Consider the following 16,547-nt stretch of genomic DNA (forward strand, 5'->3'; position numbering starts at 1 on the left):
CAGGTAGCCTCAGTCATTTTATTAGCATAGCGATCGCCATTGACCTAGCTCATACAATACCAATTTTGTCAATTTTTTAATTGATGACACGCCCTAGTCATTTAGAGCAGTCCTTAGCATGTTGTTCCTGTAGTTATTCTTCATAAGCATACTATACATTTAATGTCAACCTCTTTAATTGATGACACGCCCTAGGGCTTTTCAGACGGGGCTAAGAATATAAAAGTGTAAGACCCCAGAAAAGGCAACAATATAATGAAAAAGGCCAACAATATAATTGAGAGCGGTGGACGAGGAAAGGCCAAAATACAAAGCAAAAAAGGCCGACTAGAAATAAGGTTTTCTAAACAGATATTCGGCCAAGATAAGGTAATGGCCTTAAGGCTGGCCGACTCTCTAGATAATTATCCTCAAGCAAAATCTGTCTTGGCCTTAATCAACGCTGATATCTCTGCTGGGAAATTTGATTTCAGCCTGGAAAGATATCGCCCCACTTTGCAAGTGCCAACAGAGGCGATCGTGAAATCCCCTTTAATAATATTTGTCTGGGAAGAATTCTTAAAAGCTAATCGCTACAGATGGAAGGATTCAACCTCTCTTTATCTAAAGAACACTATTATAAAGATGGATTCCTGGTCAGTTTTGTATCGATGATGCTGAAGTGTACAGAAATTGGCGGCTAGCAAACACTACAACTTCTATGAGCAAAAGAGTACTTATTTGGGTTAGAGCTGCTGTCGGGTGGTGGAGCGATTTGCATTCAACCTCCTTCTTTCTTCCCTCCTTCTTTCTTCCCTCCTGACTCCTGACTCCTGAGGACTCCGTAGTTATTTATTTATCACTGTTCAACCGGACATGATATTAATGCTTTATCCATGGCCAATATTTAGGTAGCGATCGCCTGTCAGTATCCAATATTTCAAAAGTGATCGCATCCAAGTATTTGTAACATTCTTTTTTCAAAATGGTATTAGAGATTTTCAAATTCTCATACCTTTGTCAAACTCTGAATTTTCCTTTTTACTATAGAATATCATCAAGAAAGTTATATTTTTTATTCCTATTTTAATGATGAGCGATCGCCGTTACTTTTTAAAATTTCTAGGTCTAAGTTTATTGACAACCCAACTCGCTGCTACAAATAAGCGATCGCTCCGGGTTGCCTCAGCAGTATCCCCCCAACCTATCCTCAAACCACCCCGCCTCAAAGTAGGCGATACCGTAGCAGTAGTTAGTCCTGCAACTATGATTTATAAAAATCAACTCAAATATATCAATTTTGTTTTAGGGCAACAAGGGTTTAAAGTAAAAGTTGGTACCCACGTTCTCGATAGATATGGATATTTAGCAGGTAAAGATATAGACCGTGCAGCAGATATCAATGCCATGTTTGCAGATGACGAAGTAAAAGCATTGGTAACAACTACAGGTGGTTGGGGTAGTAGTCGCATCTTGCCATTATTAGACTATGACTTAATTCGGAAAAATCCCAAAATTATCATTGGTTACAGTGATATTACTGCTCTGTTATTAGCGATATACGCACGCAGTGGTCTGGTGACATTTCACGGTCTCTTTGGTACATCTACCTGGAATAAATTTTCTGTTGGTTATCTCAAAGATATCCTGTTTGAAGGAAAAGCGATGACCTTGCAACCTCCCACAAATATTGTGGAAACTATTACAAGTGGAAAAGCACGGGGGCAACTGGTGGGAGGAAACTTGTCTGTATTAACGGCAATGGTGGGGTCTAATTTTTTGCCAGACTGGCGAGGGAAAATTTTGTTTGTGGAGGAGATAAGAGAAGATATTTATCGGGTAGACAGGATGTTGACTCATTTGAGTTTGGCAGGTGTATTGCAACAGTTAGAGGGTTTTGTGTTTGCGCAATGTACTAGATGTCTGGATGAGGAGGATGATTTTCCCACATTAACTTTATGGCAAGTTTTGGTAGACCTTATTCGACCTCTAGGTATTCCTGCTTGGTATGGTACAGCGATCGGTCATATTCGGAATAAGTTTACGGTGCCATTGGGAGTAGAGGTAGAGATAGATAGCGATCGCGGCACGATTCAGATGTTGGAAACTGCTGTGGTTTAGGGAACGGAGTTGGATTGAAGAAGGCAGAAGGCAGAATAGAAAATTGCATAGCGCATAACCGCTATATCTAGCGAATTGCATTCGCCCTCTACGCAGCGGTTTTCATTTGGGTAAAGCACAGTAGGGACGTTCCATGGAATGTCTCTAAAAGGTTTTATTTGTGAAGATATGGTTCATCAACTTGAAAAGCGCTGACGGATAGCGTATTGTCTAAGAATATGCGTAATTCCTGATGGGGATAGTCTTCGACAAGCAACTTTCGTGTCTAAAAATCCCCAGATTTTGTACCATTAACAGGATATCTGAAAAGTTGTTTAATAATGAATTTTGCCCCCCTAGCCCCCCAATTCTGGGGGGAACAAGAATCCATTAGCTGGTAAAAGTCCCCCAATGCGCGGGGGATGCGCGGGGGCGCGTGATGTAGCAAATGAGACTTCTCAGACAACCTCTAAGAAACTGCATTCAAATAGCTTTGATAAATTTTGGGATTAAAGCAGACAAAAATCGCCTTTTGGATGGAGCGATCGCGATACAAAAAAGTAGCAACCTGTTCGATAGCAACTTTGGCTGACACATCGGCAGGACAGCCCAATACACCCGTACCGATCGCAGAAAAAGCAATTGTTTCCACTGTTTAGAATACGCTATATATAGTGTCTTTGCGTAAGTCCTGAATATAAGACTTTTAGCTATTTGGCCCTCCTGCAATTTGTAAATATACCAGCGCTCATTGCTATATAAGTCAAAAGTCAGGTATCGAGTGCGTAATTCTGAGGAAACCTCAAAATGTAAGACGCACTCAAGACAGTCAAAAGTAAGATTTTATAGAGCCACAAAACTTTGATGATACAGTAATTTCAGGAAATTATTGAACATTTAAAATTTGAAACTATTTGTGGCATTTTTAAAGTGAATTGGTATCAGCAATCAGCAGATTTTTTTTGAGATACCCTCTTTGACGGAGCATTCCGGATAAGTTCAATATTCTGCTGACAAGCCTTTAGTTACTATCAACTTACACCTTCAAAATTTCATCATCAATTGAAAAATCTACTTCTTTTTTGTCACGACCAGAGGCAATAAAATCATTTTCCAATGAATCTTTTAACCCAGAAACTAAATCAAATTTTGGCTGCCAATTTAGTTCAGTTATGGCTTTATTTATACTGGCAAAAAAATGTTGAGTTCGTAATGGAAAGGCTTTCTTTTTTCCAAAGTCAAATTGCTTCGGGTCATAATGTACTAACTTAATAGAATCAGGAGATTTTCCAGCAGCTTCAGCACAGGCATGAGCTAAACCATCAAAAGTCACATAACGCTCTCCAGAAACATTATAAATTTGCCCAATTGCTTGATTATTTCCTAATACATTTGCCATTGCCATTGCTAAATCTTTGACATGACCTAATTGGGTAATATGGAGTCCATTTCCCGGAATAGGAATCGGGCGATCGCGTACAATTCTGTCAAAAAACCATGCTTCTAGATCGTTATAGTTTTGTGGTCCATAAATATAAGTAGGGCGAATTGAAGTCCAGGGTAAACCTTGATTTGTTAATTCTGTTTCTGTTTCATATTTTCCTAAATGACGGCTTTTTGGGTCTACAGCATCTCCCTCAATATGAGGCATTTGGTCAGACTTTAAATAAACCCCCGCAGAACTCATATAAACGAAATGTTGTACCTGGTCTTTGAAGATTTCAGCTAAGGGTTTTGTATCAGTTAATTTTCTGCCATTATTATCAAAAATAGCATCAAATTTTTCTGGTGCTAATTTTTCTTTGAGTTGAGTGGCATCCGTGCGATCGCCATGAATTTCTTTAACTTCTGGAACTGGACTTGGTTTATTACCGCGGTTAAATAGCACCACTTCATGTCCTTGTTCTACTAGAATTTTAGTTAAATAGACTCCAATAAATCGAGTCCCACCCATAATCAGTATTCGCATTTTTCCTCTTTTTCAGCAACAGTTAACGAGAAGGCAGAAGTACGAAGGCAAAGGGCAGAAGGCAATCTGCCTGGGACTTCTTGCGACCCCACTAAAGGGAGTTAAGTAGCTCCTTCTCAGGAGGGGTCTGAATTGCCTTCTGCGAAGTTCCTTCTGCCTTCTGCCACCTGCCTTCTGCCTTATTCAATAGATTTCATCATACCCATTTACCAAGCCAAAAGTCAAAAGTTAGATTCCATAGTTAATTTTGAATACATAAACAACCTTGAATTTTGATTTTTTAACTTGATTAAATCTCTCAATACAGGTAAGCATTTAGCTATTAGCATTTAGCACTTCCCTGCGGGATGCTACGCAGACAGCAATTAGTAATTAATCATTACTTCTAAGGTTTAGGAAGGGTACTTTAGCTGTAACTTTTTAGTAAGCATTCAGCATTCAGCATTTCCGTTTGTCATGCTGCGCAAACAGATACATGAACATATTCAAGAAATTACTAAGGTTAGCTGAAGACATTTTTTTTATAAGTTTTAATTCTCCTTGGAGACTAATTCCTATTTTGGGCTGATAATGAGCTAACAACTCATAGCTGATAGCTGATGGCTGAATGCTTACACTTTTTATTCTTTCTCAATTTCAAAGGTTGCTTTTATATTCCACAAAATTAATTGCTGAAGTCCGCAGTTCCGACGTAAGCATTTCCGTTTGTCATGCTGCGCAAACAGCTGTCAGCTATTAGCCATCAGCTATTGCTTTTAGTTTATACCATTTCTCCATGAAGTTGCACTTAATATAAAGATGAGAATAGTCAGTTTAATAAGGTCTGAGCAATAATTATTAAGCGCATTTTTACAGAGAAATGGTATTACGATAAAAGCTTTATTAGGAGAGCGACCCCTAACCCCTCCCAGAAGGGGTAGTAGGGGAAAACGGCCGTTTGCCCTTACAGGAAGTTGCATGCAACGTCTGTACAGGGAGTTAACCGACCCCTAACCCCTCCCAGGAGGGGAATTAAACATAATAATAATTAACATTAACTGAGCTACTAATTAGCAAAAAAGCTATTCAAATTGTGTTAATTAATTAATAGCTGAAGTGCGACCTAAGTATAGCATTAATCCATGGGAATTGGTATGAATTGTTTTGTCCAAATGACTTAAATTCGAGATAAATATTAAAATTTAGAGAATAGGGAAGATGGAAAATGAAATAAACTAATAAGTAGAGTTTTCAATGCATATTTATTCAAGGCAATTCAATTGAATCATCAAGAAATTTATCAAATTAATTTCAAAATTGCTATGGTAAGTATTATATTTTAATTTTTGTTTCGACGATTTAAAATTTATAGTAATACCAGGGTTAACTTACTTATGTCTACTCAAGATTTAGAGAATTCAAATCAAAAAACATCTCGAAAAACTTCTCTACGCAAAGTTTTTGTATTACCTATTGTGCTGCAAATTATGTTTGCTGTAGGTTTAACCGGATGGCTATCGTTACGCAATGGACAAAAAGCGGTCAATAATGTTGCTAGTCAATTACTCAATGGAGTGACAACCCGTGTTGATGAACATTTAGAAAGCTATCTAGCAATTTCTCCTTTGATTAATCAAGTTAATAGAGATGCTATTCGTCTCAATAATTTAGATATAGAAAATCTCTGGAGTTGGCAACCATATTTATTGAAACAAATGCAACTATTTCCAAATATTAGTAGTATTAGTTTTGGCTCTACAAAAGGAGAAGCAGTATGGTTATTTAGATTAGAAGATCGAAGATTACAATTAGGAATTAGCGATTATTTAACAGCAGGAAATATAGAACAATATACTATCGATCAACAGGGAAAGATTATTGAACCACCTATTAAAAGTTTTCCATACGACCCCAAAAGTCAACCTTGGTATCAAGCTGTTATCGAAGCAGGAAATCCTACCTGGAGTAAAATTTATCCTTGGATAGATGGCAATGGTTCCACTGTCAATTTTGGCATTTCTAATGGATTACCTTATTATGATGAACAAGGTATTCGTCAAGGTATACTTAATGTACATTTAACTCTTGATAAAATTAGTCAATTTTTAAGTAAACTAAAGATAGGTAAATCAGGAAAAGTATTTATTGTCGAACGCTCTGGATTAATAGTGGCCACATCCATTTCAGAAGAGCTATTTATGACTCCAGATAATGAACAAAATTTACAACGACTGCCAGCATTAGAAAGTAGTGTACCTGTAATTAAAGCTTCAGCTCAATACTTACAAAAAACCTTCCTTGGTCTGACTAAAATAAATCAAAGTCAACAGCTAAGTTTTGAATTTAATCATCAACGTCACTTCCTAGAAATCAAACCCGTAAAATATGGTTTAGGTATTGACTGGATTATTGTGGTAGTAGTTCCAGAAGCAGATTTTATGGAGGAAATTAATATTCAAAGACGTAATACAATTTTATTATGGTTAGCAGCTTTGGGATTAGCAATACTTGGTGGAGTTTTAACCTCTAGATGGGTAATTAAACCAATTATCAGTTTAAATAAAGCAGCTAGGGGTTTTGCTGAAGGAGATTGGCAACAAAAAGTAGATATTAAACACTCTGACGAACTAGGAGAATTAGCCAATTCATTTAATACAATGGCTGTGCAATTACAAGAATCATTTAGTACCCTAGAAACTAAAAATTATGACTTACAAAGATTAGATAAACTTAAAGATGAGTTTTTGGCAAATACATCTCACGAACTTCGTACTCCTCTGAATGGAATGATTGGAATTGCTGAATCAATGTTAGATGGAGCAACAGGAAAATTATCAAAAACACAGCAAAAAAACTTATTAATGATTGCTCAAAGTGGTCATCGACTTACAGATTTAGTCAATGATATTCTTGATTTTTCTAAACTAAAACATCAAAATCTGGAGTTGCAGTTAAAACCTATAGGAATCAGAGAAATAACAGAGGTAGTTGTCACTCTCTGTCAATCTTTAGTAGGTTCTAAAAATTTAGAGTTAGTTAATTATATTCCTGTTGATTTACCTGCGGTTTATGCTGATGAAAATCGTCTGCATCAAATTTTATATAACCTGATTGGTAATGGGATTAAATTTACAGATACTGGGAAAGTAGAAATATCGGTAGAGATTATTGATCGACAAGAAAATTCGCAGTTCAATAGTCAGCATCCAATTCTCCAAAACCAACAATTAGCAATTACTATTTCTGATACTGGTATTGGTATTGCAGAAGATAAACTAGACAGAATATTTGAATCATTTGAACAAGCTGATGGTTCCACAGCACGTCAATATGGAGGTACTGGTTTGGGTTTAGCTGTTACTAAAAAACTGGTGGAATTACACGGAGGAAATATTTGGGTAAAATCTCAAATTGACATAGGTTCTCAATTTACTTTTACTCTGCCAATATCGACAGAACTTGCTATTAGTAATAATTCCGTTATATCAAGATTTACAAATGCTAATAATCTAGCTATAACTGAAGAAAAAGAAGAAGAGATTGTTATTCAAGAAGAGTCAAAAGATGATTCTATAAATTCCCTAGAAACAGAAAAAAAATTTAAAATTATGATTGTCGATGATGAACCAGTAAACTTACAGGTACTCGTCAATATTTTATCCCTCGAAAATTATTCCATAGTTCAAGCAATGAATGGTATAGAAGCTTTAAAAATAATTGAACAAGGTTTTCAGCCAGATCTAGTTTTATTAGACGTAATGATGCCAAAAATGACTGGTTATGAAGTTACACAAAAATTGCGACAAAATTTCTTACCTAGTGAGTTACCAATTCTAATGTTAACTGCTAAAAATCAAGTTTACGATCTAGTAGAAGGATTGAATGTTGGTGCTAATGATTATCTGACTAAACCAATTTCTAAAAATGAACTAAATGCCAGACTTAAAACTCATTTGAGACTATCTCAAATCAATAGTTCTTATAGTAGATTTGTGCCTTATGAATTTCTAAAATTCCTCAAAAAAGACTCTATAATTGATGTGGAATTAGGCAATCATGTAAGTAAAGAAATGGCAGTAATGTTTTCTGATATTCGCTCCTTTACCGCTCTTTCAGAAACAATGACACCCCAAGAAAACTTTAACTTTATTAATTCATATTTAGGGCGTGTCAGTCCAAAAATTAGAGACAATTCTGGATTTATAGTTAAATATTTAGGAGATGGAATGATGGCTGTATTTCCTAATAGAGCAGATGATGCTGTCAAGGCAGGTATTTCTAAAATCAAAGAAGTTGCAGAATACAATATTATTAGGAAAAATCAAGGCAATAAACCTATTTCCATTGGCATCGGCATTCACTTTGGACAAATGATGGTAGGTATAGTAGGAGAGCAAGCAAGAATGCAAGGTGATGCTTTTTCAGATAGTGTAAATTTAGCTGCTCGTTTAGAAGGATTAACAAAATTTTATGGCGTTTCTATAATTATTAGTGAAGCAGTATTTGATAATTTAGTAGATGCAAATCAATATCAAATTAGATTTTTAGACCGAGTCCAGGTGAAAGGGCGGAATCATCCCATTAAAATTTATGAAGTTATGGATGGAGAAACCGAATCTTTGCTAAACTTAAAAAGACAGGTTCAATCAAATTTTGCCCAAGGAATTTTACATTATCAACAACAAGAATTTACCATGGCAAAGGAATATTTCCAGAAAGTATTAACAGTAAATCCAAGCGATCGAGTCGCAGAAATTTATTTAGAACGAGTGAATAATTTTTTATCAGAGGGCACACCTACAAACTGGCAAGGAGTTACAATCTGGAATAAAAAATAATCGGCTTTACTGAAGCGCGTGTATGATATTATCTTAATTACCGAGGAGTCAACCCACCCCTAACCCCTCCCCTCCTGGGAGGGGGAGTCAGGAGGGAAGAAAGAAGAAAAAAGAGGAATAGAAGAAGACAGTTTTTTGTTTAGCTGGCGTACAACGCACGTTAACCCTGCGCAATAGGTCAAGCGCAGCATTCCGCACCGAAAACCTGTAAGCAGAACGGAGTTTTATCGCTCTCTAATCCAGGCATGATATCATACCTTAAATCACCAACGCCCAATAATCAAAAACTTGAGCAAATTGTATCTGTATAATTGAATAAATTAGCGATCGCTATTATGCCAAAGTTACCACTAAACCCTCTATTTTGCCAACCCTCACCAAAACTCCCCTTACGATTCATAGTTATTGTCCCATTTGTGCTGCAAATCATAGCAACAGTAGGATTAGTGGGGTATCTTTCATTTACAAATGGTAAGCGCGCTATCAACGACCTAGCTAATCAGTTACAAGGCGAAATTACAGCTCGCATTCAGCAGAAACTGAATATTTTTTTAGATACTCCTCATTTGGTTAATCAACTGAATGTAAATGCTATTCGTCTTAATCAACTTAATATTCAAGAAATTAATGATTTAGAGCGTCATTTATGGCAACAAATTCATTCTTTTGATTCCATTGGTGTTATTGGTATTACATCTACATCAGGATCTATGATTGCAGTCAGTCGCCAACAGAATAATACATTTAATATCATCATTACAGATGAATCTACAGAAGGAGAACTGCAGGAATATGCTACCAACCCTCAAGGGGTACGGACTAATCTCACAAAAGTCGTTCCGGAGTACGATCCCCGTATACGACCATGGTATCAAGATGGCATTGCTACAGGTAAAGCAGGTTGGGGTGAAATGTTTAGATCGCTAATTGATGAAAGAGTAGAAATTATGGCAACTCAACCTGTCGTTAATAATGATGATAATGCGATCGCCTTAGTTTCTGCTACTCTCACTTTCTCTCAACTTCATGACTTTCTCAAACAGCTAAAAATTAGTAAATCTGGGGAAGCTTTCATTTTAAATCGTTATGGACAATTAATAGCTAGTTCCGCTACTTCTGAGTCTTTTATTCAAGAAAATGGGAATCTAGAATTAATTGACGCTGCCAACAGTAACGATCCTTTAGTTAATTCCGCAAGTCAACATCTAAAAGACAGGTTTGAGGACCTCAATCAAATCCAAAGCAATTTATTACTGAACTTTGATATTAATGGTCAACAACAATTTTTACAAGTCGTACCTTTTAGTGATAAATATGGTTTAGATTGGTTGATTTTGGTAGTAATTCCTGAAGCAGATTTTACAGAACGTATTAATACCAATACCCGAATTACTATTGTTCTATGTTTGATTGCATTAATAATAGCAATTATTTTTGGTTTATTCAGTTGTGAATTGATTATTAAACCAGTAAAAAATTTAAAGCAAGCAGCAACTTCTGTATCAATTGGAAAGTGGGAGCAAAGAGTAAAAGAAGTTCCCATTGAAGAACTAGCAGTATTAGCTCAAGCATTTAATCAAATGACCGAACAATTACAAAAATCATTTGTTGAATTGGAGAACAACAACTCTGCTTTACAACAGGCAGATCAGTTTAAGGATGAATTTATGAAGAATATTTCCCATGAACTGAGGACTCCACTGAATAGTATTATTTGTTCTATAAAATTAATTCTTGATGGCTTTTGTGATAGTCAAGAAGAAGAAATAGAATTATTAAGTCAAGCTGATAAATCTGCCATTCATTTACTGAATCTAATTAATGAACTTTTAGATTTGGTGCAAATTAAACAAGGCAAACTTCCGGTCAACAAAAAGTCAGTAAATTTGTATGATTGTTTAAATGAAATAATTGATTCTCAGCAACCTATAATTCAACAAAAAAATCTGCAACTATATAAATCTAATATCTCTAAATCTATATTTGTAGAAGCTGACGCCAATAAGCTAAAGCAAGTATTCTTAAACGTTATTGATAATGCAATTAAATTTACTGAAACTGGTAGTATTACTATTGATGCTCAGATTAAACCAGGTGTTAATACTTATGATATAGATCAAGTACCCATTGTAGTAGTAACTATTAAAGATACAGGAATTGGGGTAGAACCAAGCGAACAGTATAAACTATTTCAATCTTTTGTAATGGTAGATGGTTCGACTACTCGTGCTTATAGTGGTTGTGGTTTAGGATTATCAATTTCTCGTAGTTTGATGGAATTGATGGGAGGTAATATTGCTCTAGAAAGTGCTGGAAAAAATCAAGGTACTACAGTTTCTATCTCTTTACCCATTACTCTCAAAACTACGGAATAAGGGATAGGGAAAGTGGCGATAGTAGCTAAATTTTTCGGCGTTGCTGAAGCGCGTGTATGATATTAATCGCGCATTACTTAGGAGTCAGTCCTCAGAAGTCAGTCCTCAGGAGTCAACCCACCCCTAACCCCTCCCAGGAGGGGAAGGAAGAAGAAGGAATATAAGGAGAAAGCTTTTTGTTTGCTGGTGCACAACGCACGTTAACGCTACGCGACAGGTCAAGCGCAGCATTCTGCACCGAAAACGCGGAGCACAGAACGGAGTTCTATCGTGCTCTTATCCAGACATAATATCATACCTCAAATCACCAACGCCAATTTTTCCATAAGAGGGAAGATATGGTTTTTTTTACAGCAGAAGGAAGAAGGAATAAGGCAAAATCTAGCGTTGTCTGAGTTTTAAGCTTTTGATATTTCCGTATCCTTTCTTTCCACTGCTATATAACAAATTACCAACTTGATGTAACCTTATTCTAATTAGGGCTTACCGATCTAATCTAAAAGTCTTTATAGATAAAGGTAAGTGCCTTTTTAAGTATCAAAAAGTTCGAGGTTTTAAGTGGTAATTGTTCAATTAGGAGCGGATTTTGGTCAATATTTGGGCCGAAAAATTAAGGGACAAAACGCCCGCTCCTACCTCCTGTAAATTCCCATTTCTCCTGTCTTCCCCTCCCAGGAGGGGAGGGGGAGGGGCGAGGGGTGGGTTTTCTCCTGTCTCCTGTCTCCTGTCTTCTGTCTCCTGTCTCTACTAAAAGACTTCCATAAGCAAACCCTAATTAGACAAAACTAAAATCTAGAGTGAAAATATGCCATCCAATTCCGATAATTTACCAGAACAAGATTCGGTGGTACCTAATACCTCCGAATTATCTTCTTTCATCAAAAATTTATCAATTGCTTCCTTGGTAGGAATAATAGCTTTTGTTGGAGTAAGTTCTTTGATTATTGCTGCTAGTCAAAACAATGTTAATGACATTGAAACAACAGAAGGAAAATAGACTGCTCCATACTCAAAAAGTTAAAAACAAAAAATAACATTCTCTCAGTTTCCGAATTCTAACTCAAGTCCCTAATACCAATTAGATCGAAGAATATTTCAAAACTGTGACGATCAGAAATAGGGAATAGAAAGAAAATAGAATATTGATTCAAATAGTATAACTAAATCTAAAAATGAATAATTTCCTTAAAACTATCAAAAATATTTTTTTTCCTGAAAAAGATGATATTTTTCTAGCATTTGTTGAAAATATAGAACTCGTAGTATCTAAAATTCTATCTTTAGCATTGATCGCTGTAATTCTTTTTGCCGTCTTTGACGTGATAGTTTTTATCTCTCAACAACTTTTTTTTACATCCCATCCTTTATTTAAAGATACATTATTTGAAATATTTGGACTATTTTTAAATATTTTAATTGCCCTAGAAATTTTAGAAAATATTACAGCTTATCTCCGCAGGCACGTCTTTCAAGTAGAATTAGTAATTTCTACTTCTTTAATTGCTGTAGCTAGGAAAATTATTATTTTTGATATTGATAAAAAAACAGGAGAAGATTTAATCGGATTAGGAATTGCTATTATTGCTCTATCAATTAGTTTCTGGATTATTCGATCGCAAAAAAATAGACCATCTAATCATTAATATTGTCGTCGCTACTCTGTCCTAGGGTTTTGGGTTTTACGAAACGGTCGAAAAACCCTAACAACACTTATTTCTCAAATACTTAATAATGCCAATCCTACCGTATTTGAGAACAACCAAAATTTAAGATTGAACCTACAACCTACAACCTACTTCAATTATCTTGGCGCTTCAGTATAGAAGTAGCGCCAAATGTTGCGAAAGCTAATAAACCTAATATTGAAGTAGGTTCGGGAACAGGAGTTAACATGATATTATCAAAATTTACATCACCAGAACTAGCAATATAAACTTGAGTAATATTTTCAAAACCATCTATTGATAAAGTTTGAAAAGGTGAAGATATATCGTCACCAATGGAATATTCTATAAATTGACCAGAAACTTGCATTGTCGGATCAAATGTTGTGGAAATTAAGATTTTAGTATCATCTGTTGTATAACCAGTAATTGCATTTACATTATTCCGCAATTGATAATCTAAACTTTCTAAAGAGAAGATGCCACCATTTTTTAAAGTTATAAATGAACCTAAAAGTCCGAATTCATTAGTAAAATGTTGAGCTTCATAACTCTCGCTAGGATGAAAATGTGAACTATCACTAAAATAAGCTGATGAACTGCCTATTTCCTGTGCTGAAAATGCTGCTACATTAAACCCATTTTCCATGAAACATTTACCCGCACTCAATGGAGAAGTACAAGTATTGGGATTGGAATTATCATATATTTCAAAATCATAAGTAATTGTTGCTGCGTTAGTTTGCCCACTACCAACAAATAGTATCGCTAAAGTTGCACAACAGCTAATACCCGTAGTTTTTAATCTTTTGAAGATCATATTATTAATGCCTAAATTTCAGTAAATTAATCATGGAGATAATAGCACTGAATTTCTGAAATTACAACTGCTTTGATCTGATTTTTATCTATGACAAAATGTCATACTTTTTCTAGTTAATTAAAAAGTATAATTTATTGTTGAGTTATTATCAATTTTACTGACTTTTTAATAACTGATATTTGAATTAAAAATATGAAACTCACAGGTATAGCAGAAGTGAAGAAGGAAGAAGGAAAAACTTTACGTTGTCTGAGTTTTACAGCACTTTTGCCGATCTCTGAACCAGCTCATCACAACAAAAATAGTTTAGGGGCGAATGGCCATTCGCCCCTACTATAATCTACTGAAATTAAAACCGCTATAAGCTTTTGATTTGTCCGCGTCCTTTCCTTCCACTGCTATAATTATTAATTGTTAATTATTGCTCTGCTGATTAATTCTAAAAGTATTGACTGATAAAGGTTTTAGCGTTTTAGAATTGAAAAAAGTACCAGCTTTTCGGTGGTAAGAGCTGCATAAAGGTAGTATTTTGGGATGATTATGGCAGAAAAATTTAGAGACAATTCTTACTCCTACCTCCTCACTTATTCCCATTTCTCCCCTCCACGGTCGGGGTTAGGGGTGGGTTGTCTCCTATCTTCCCCTCCTGGTCGGGGTTAGGGGTGGGTTATCTCCTATCTTCCCCTCCTGGTCGGGGTTAGGGGTGGGTTATCTCCTGTCTCCTGTCTCTTACCCCAGCAAAAAGACTTTCCATACGCAAACCCTAATTATTATAGCGACCACCAAGTTGGTGAAAACTATTAGTGCAAGCATCTTGCTCGCGTCATAAATCATTTTATGTATTACCCGATGTCCTAGCTATAGTGGCGACTGCTATAATTGTTGAAAATGACCTTAACTATTATAGCTTCTGGCGTTGCGTAACCAGACTAGCATTGACTTATCAGGATGGCTGCCACAAGGGTGGTCTGATTTTGCACCCCTAACTATTCAGCTTGTCAAATTATAGGATAATTAGTAGCTTTGTATCGCAAACCATTAACCTGAATTTACCTCAAAATTAAGGTACAAAGCCTCTCCATTCATGGAGAAAAATAAAAAAAACCCTTTTAGCCAATCCTCTTATTATAAAGAAGAGGTAATTATTAATTATTAATTATTAAAAATACCCCCAAGGGAATTCGAATCCCTGTCGCCTCCGTGAAAGGGAGGTGTCCTAGGCCTCTAGACGATGGGGGCTTGTTTGTTTCTTTTCACTCTTACTAACTTAGCGAATTCCTAAATAAATGTCAAGGGGTATGAAAAAAAAAATTCGCTAAACTGTTTGGTTCTCTTGACTACTGAAGATTTTGGCTTTGTTGTAAAGCCATCTGAGCCGATATACCCTCTTTTTGGTCCCCAAAATACCATAAAACAGCAGCAGCTTCAGCCCGACTCACTGTTTTATCTGGCCTAAATAACTTAGTATAACCAAAAACCCGCCTAATATTAGAAAAATCATTCTGAGCATCTGCCAATACAGCTCTCAAAGCAGCAGGGTCAATCCTAGAAGCATCTTGAAAATCCCAAGCTTCTTTAACTTTCTCTACTGTAGCCTCTGGCAATGCCTTGCGAAAATCTAGAGGTACTTTCCAAAGAATCAAATCCTCACGGGTTAAAAAATCATTTGGACGAAATTTAACTACATTAATATCTCCAGACAAAGGACTAGGAATTAAACCAGCTTCTGCCAAACCTTGAATTATAGCAAAGTCTGGGTCGTTTTTCGGGACATCTTCAAAAATTGGTGTTTCATTGACCCCTGCTAGTCTAATATGTTGAGCAGAATTATTAGTAAAAATCTGATTATTAGTATTTACCAACCACCGAACATATTCCCGCCTAGTGACAAGATTCTGAGGATCGACTAAAAGAATAGTAGCATCTGGGTTATTTTGATTTTTGGGCTGTGACTGCTGAAATATTCCCAGTTTGGACAAATCTGCGATGTATTGACGTAATCCTGAAGGCACATCTCTGAGAGCTTTTTTTAAGACAGGGGAGTCTGGAGAAGTGGGGATGGACATTGGGGGGATGTTATTGGGAGGGAATGTTGTGGGAGTCGGTAATGCCGCTACTCCGGGAGTGGGCAAAGGTGTCGATAATGATGTAGTTGGAGATGGCTCAGTAATGGGTGATGCTGTGAAATTGGGAGATGGCTGAGTTTCTAGCTGGGTAGTTGATGGAGAAACTGGGATAACAGGATACGAGGGGACATTAGCAGTTTCTTGATTCTTGAGTTGATAATCTATCTCATATTCTGTGGCTATTCCTGGAGTTTGGCTTGGTTTAAGGGATATCTCTACTTGCAAATCATTTTTTTCTGCTACCAGAGATCCAATACCCTCTTCGGTAGGGTTGCTAATAATTTCCCAATTCTTGTCTCGAAATTCTTTTTGATAGAAATTTTGGACTACGTTAGTAGGGTCTGAACTACTCCAAACTGTTTTTTGCTCTTGTTCGGATTTTTCAATTAATTGAGAGTTGGGATATGGGGATATTTCTGAGGGAAAATTAGCCGGAATTTGTGTTGGTTGTTCAGGTTGTTGGTTGTTTTGACTGGAGGTTTGAATTAATTGGTTAAAAGGAGGGTTATTTTTTAACTGGGGGTCTGCTGCAAAAACTTTTTCTAGCTCTTTACTTGCGGGATTATTTGCACAAGCACTGACTGACATTAATAAACAAATAGTTAAGCTGGTAAATATAGAAGGTCTATTTAATAACATATTCATTAATATAAATTTAGTTGCTATTTTGTAAGCATTCAGCCGTCAGCCATCA

The 16,547-nt window shown here is 36.1% G+C and carries 12 protein-coding genes and 1 tRNA gene; 8 read left to right on the top strand and 5 right to left on the bottom strand.

Annotated elements, in window-relative coordinates:
• The first annotated feature begins 255 nt into the window (after positions 1-255).
• Positions 256-654 carry a hypothetical protein gene (locus F6K15_RS10435; protein ID WP_293060482.1) on the top strand — a complete coding sequence of 133 codons (399 nt, stop codon included), beginning with the start codon at positions 256-258 and terminating at the stop codon, positions 652-654.
• A gap of 414 nt (positions 655-1,068) precedes the next feature.
• Entirely contained in the window at positions 1,069-2,100 is a 1,032-nt protein-coding gene (locus F6K15_RS10440; RefSeq protein ID WP_293060484.1) for an LD-carboxypeptidase, read from the top strand.
• A 448-nt stretch (positions 2,101-2,548) separates the two neighbouring features.
• Here the strand turns inward: F6K15_RS10440 and F6K15_RS10445 are convergent, their stop codons facing one another.
• Positions 2,549-2,731 (bottom strand): hypothetical protein, encoded by a 183-nt coding sequence (locus F6K15_RS10445; protein WP_293060485.1) that lies wholly within the window; start codon positions 2,729-2,731, stop codon positions 2,549-2,551.
• Between the two features lie 384 nt (positions 2,732-3,115).
• Positions 3,116-4,048, bottom strand: coding sequence for an NAD-dependent epimerase/dehydratase family protein (locus tag F6K15_RS10450; RefSeq protein ID WP_293060487.1), 933 nt, complete (start codon positions 4,046-4,048; stop codon positions 3,116-3,118).
• A gap of 1,373 nt (positions 4,049-5,421) precedes the next feature.
• On the opposite strand from F6K15_RS10450, the gene F6K15_RS10455 reads away from it, so the two are divergent.
• From F6K15_RS10455 to F6K15_RS10470, 4 genes are all read left to right on the top strand, one after another.
• Positions 5,422-8,865 carry a response regulator gene (locus F6K15_RS10455; protein WP_293060488.1) on the top strand — a complete coding sequence of 1,148 codons (3,444 nt, stop codon included), beginning with the start codon at positions 5,422-5,424 and terminating at the stop codon, positions 8,863-8,865.
• Between the two features lie 416 nt (positions 8,866-9,281).
• Positions 9,282-11,240, top strand: a complete 1,959-nt coding sequence (locus F6K15_RS10460; RefSeq protein WP_293060489.1) for an ATP-binding protein — start codon at positions 9,282-9,284, stop codon at positions 11,238-11,240.
• 805 nt (positions 11,241-12,045) lie between these two features.
• Positions 12,046-12,237, top strand: a complete 192-nt coding sequence (locus F6K15_RS10465) for a hypothetical protein (protein WP_293060491.1) — start codon at positions 12,046-12,048, stop codon at positions 12,235-12,237.
• A gap of 175 nt (positions 12,238-12,412) precedes the next feature.
• Positions 12,413-12,883, top strand: coding sequence for a phosphate-starvation-inducible PsiE family protein (locus F6K15_RS10470; protein ID WP_293060493.1), 471 nt, complete (start codon positions 12,413-12,415; stop codon positions 12,881-12,883).
• A gap of 154 nt (positions 12,884-13,037) precedes the next feature.
• On the opposite strand, the gene F6K15_RS10475 is transcribed toward F6K15_RS10470, so the two are convergent.
• Positions 13,038-13,724, bottom strand: coding sequence for a PEP-CTERM sorting domain-containing protein (locus tag F6K15_RS10475; RefSeq protein WP_293060495.1), 687 nt, complete (start codon positions 13,722-13,724; stop codon positions 13,038-13,040).
• Between the two features lie 195 nt (positions 13,725-13,919).
• On the opposite strand from F6K15_RS10475, the gene F6K15_RS10480 reads away from it, so the two are divergent.
• Positions 13,920-14,066, top strand: a complete 147-nt coding sequence (locus tag F6K15_RS10480) for a hypothetical protein (RefSeq protein ID WP_293060497.1) — start codon at positions 13,920-13,922, stop codon at positions 14,064-14,066.
• Positions 14,067-14,530: 464 nt separating this feature from the next.
• The gene (locus F6K15_RS10485) at positions 14,531-14,713 is read left to right on the top strand and encodes a hypothetical protein (RefSeq protein ID WP_293060499.1); all 183 of its coding nucleotides are present in this window, start codon (positions 14,531-14,533) and stop codon (positions 14,711-14,713) included.
• 180 nt (positions 14,714-14,893) lie between these two features.
• Here F6K15_RS10485 and F6K15_RS10490 read toward each other — a convergent pair.
• Positions 14,894-14,966 (bottom strand) — tRNA-Glu (locus F6K15_RS10490).
• A gap of 98 nt (positions 14,967-15,064) precedes the next feature.
• Complete coding sequence (locus F6K15_RS10495) at positions 15,065-16,498, bottom strand: S-layer homology domain-containing protein (RefSeq protein ID WP_293060501.1); 1,434 nt, start codon at positions 16,496-16,498, stop codon at positions 15,065-15,067.
• Positions 16,499-16,547: the final 49 nt, after the last annotated feature.

Origin of the sequence: Okeania sp. SIO2B3, from assembly GCF_010672525.1 — a bacterium.
Lineage (GTDB): Bacteria > Cyanobacteriota > Cyanobacteriia > Cyanobacteriales > Microcoleaceae > Okeania.

Coding starts and splice junctions, on each gene's coding strand:
- F6K15_RS10475 (WP_293060495.1), bottom strand. CDS start 13,724: ATGATCTTCAAAAGATTAAAAACTACGGGTATTAGCTGTTGTGCAACT.
- F6K15_RS10495 (WP_293060501.1), bottom strand. CDS start 16,498: ATGAATATGTTATTAAATAGACCTTCTATATTTACCAGCTTAACTATT.
- F6K15_RS10440 (WP_293060484.1), top strand. CDS start 1,069: ATGATGAGCGATCGCCGTTACTTTTTAAAATTTCTAGGTCTAAGTTTA.
- F6K15_RS10455 (WP_293060488.1), top strand. CDS start 5,422: ATGTCTACTCAAGATTTAGAGAATTCAAATCAAAAAACATCTCGAAAA.
- F6K15_RS10470 (WP_293060493.1), top strand. CDS start 12,413: ATGAATAATTTCCTTAAAACTATCAAAAATATTTTTTTTCCTGAAAAA.
- F6K15_RS10435 (WP_293060482.1), top strand. CDS start 256: ATGAAAAAGGCCAACAATATAATTGAGAGCGGTGGACGAGGAAAGGCC.
- F6K15_RS10480 (WP_293060497.1), top strand. CDS start 13,920: ATGAAACTCACAGGTATAGCAGAAGTGAAGAAGGAAGAAGGAAAAACT.
- F6K15_RS10450 (WP_293060487.1), bottom strand. CDS start 4,048: ATGCGAATACTGATTATGGGTGGGACTCGATTTATTGGAGTCTATTTA.
- F6K15_RS10465 (WP_293060491.1), top strand. CDS start 12,046: ATGCCATCCAATTCCGATAATTTACCAGAACAAGATTCGGTGGTACCT.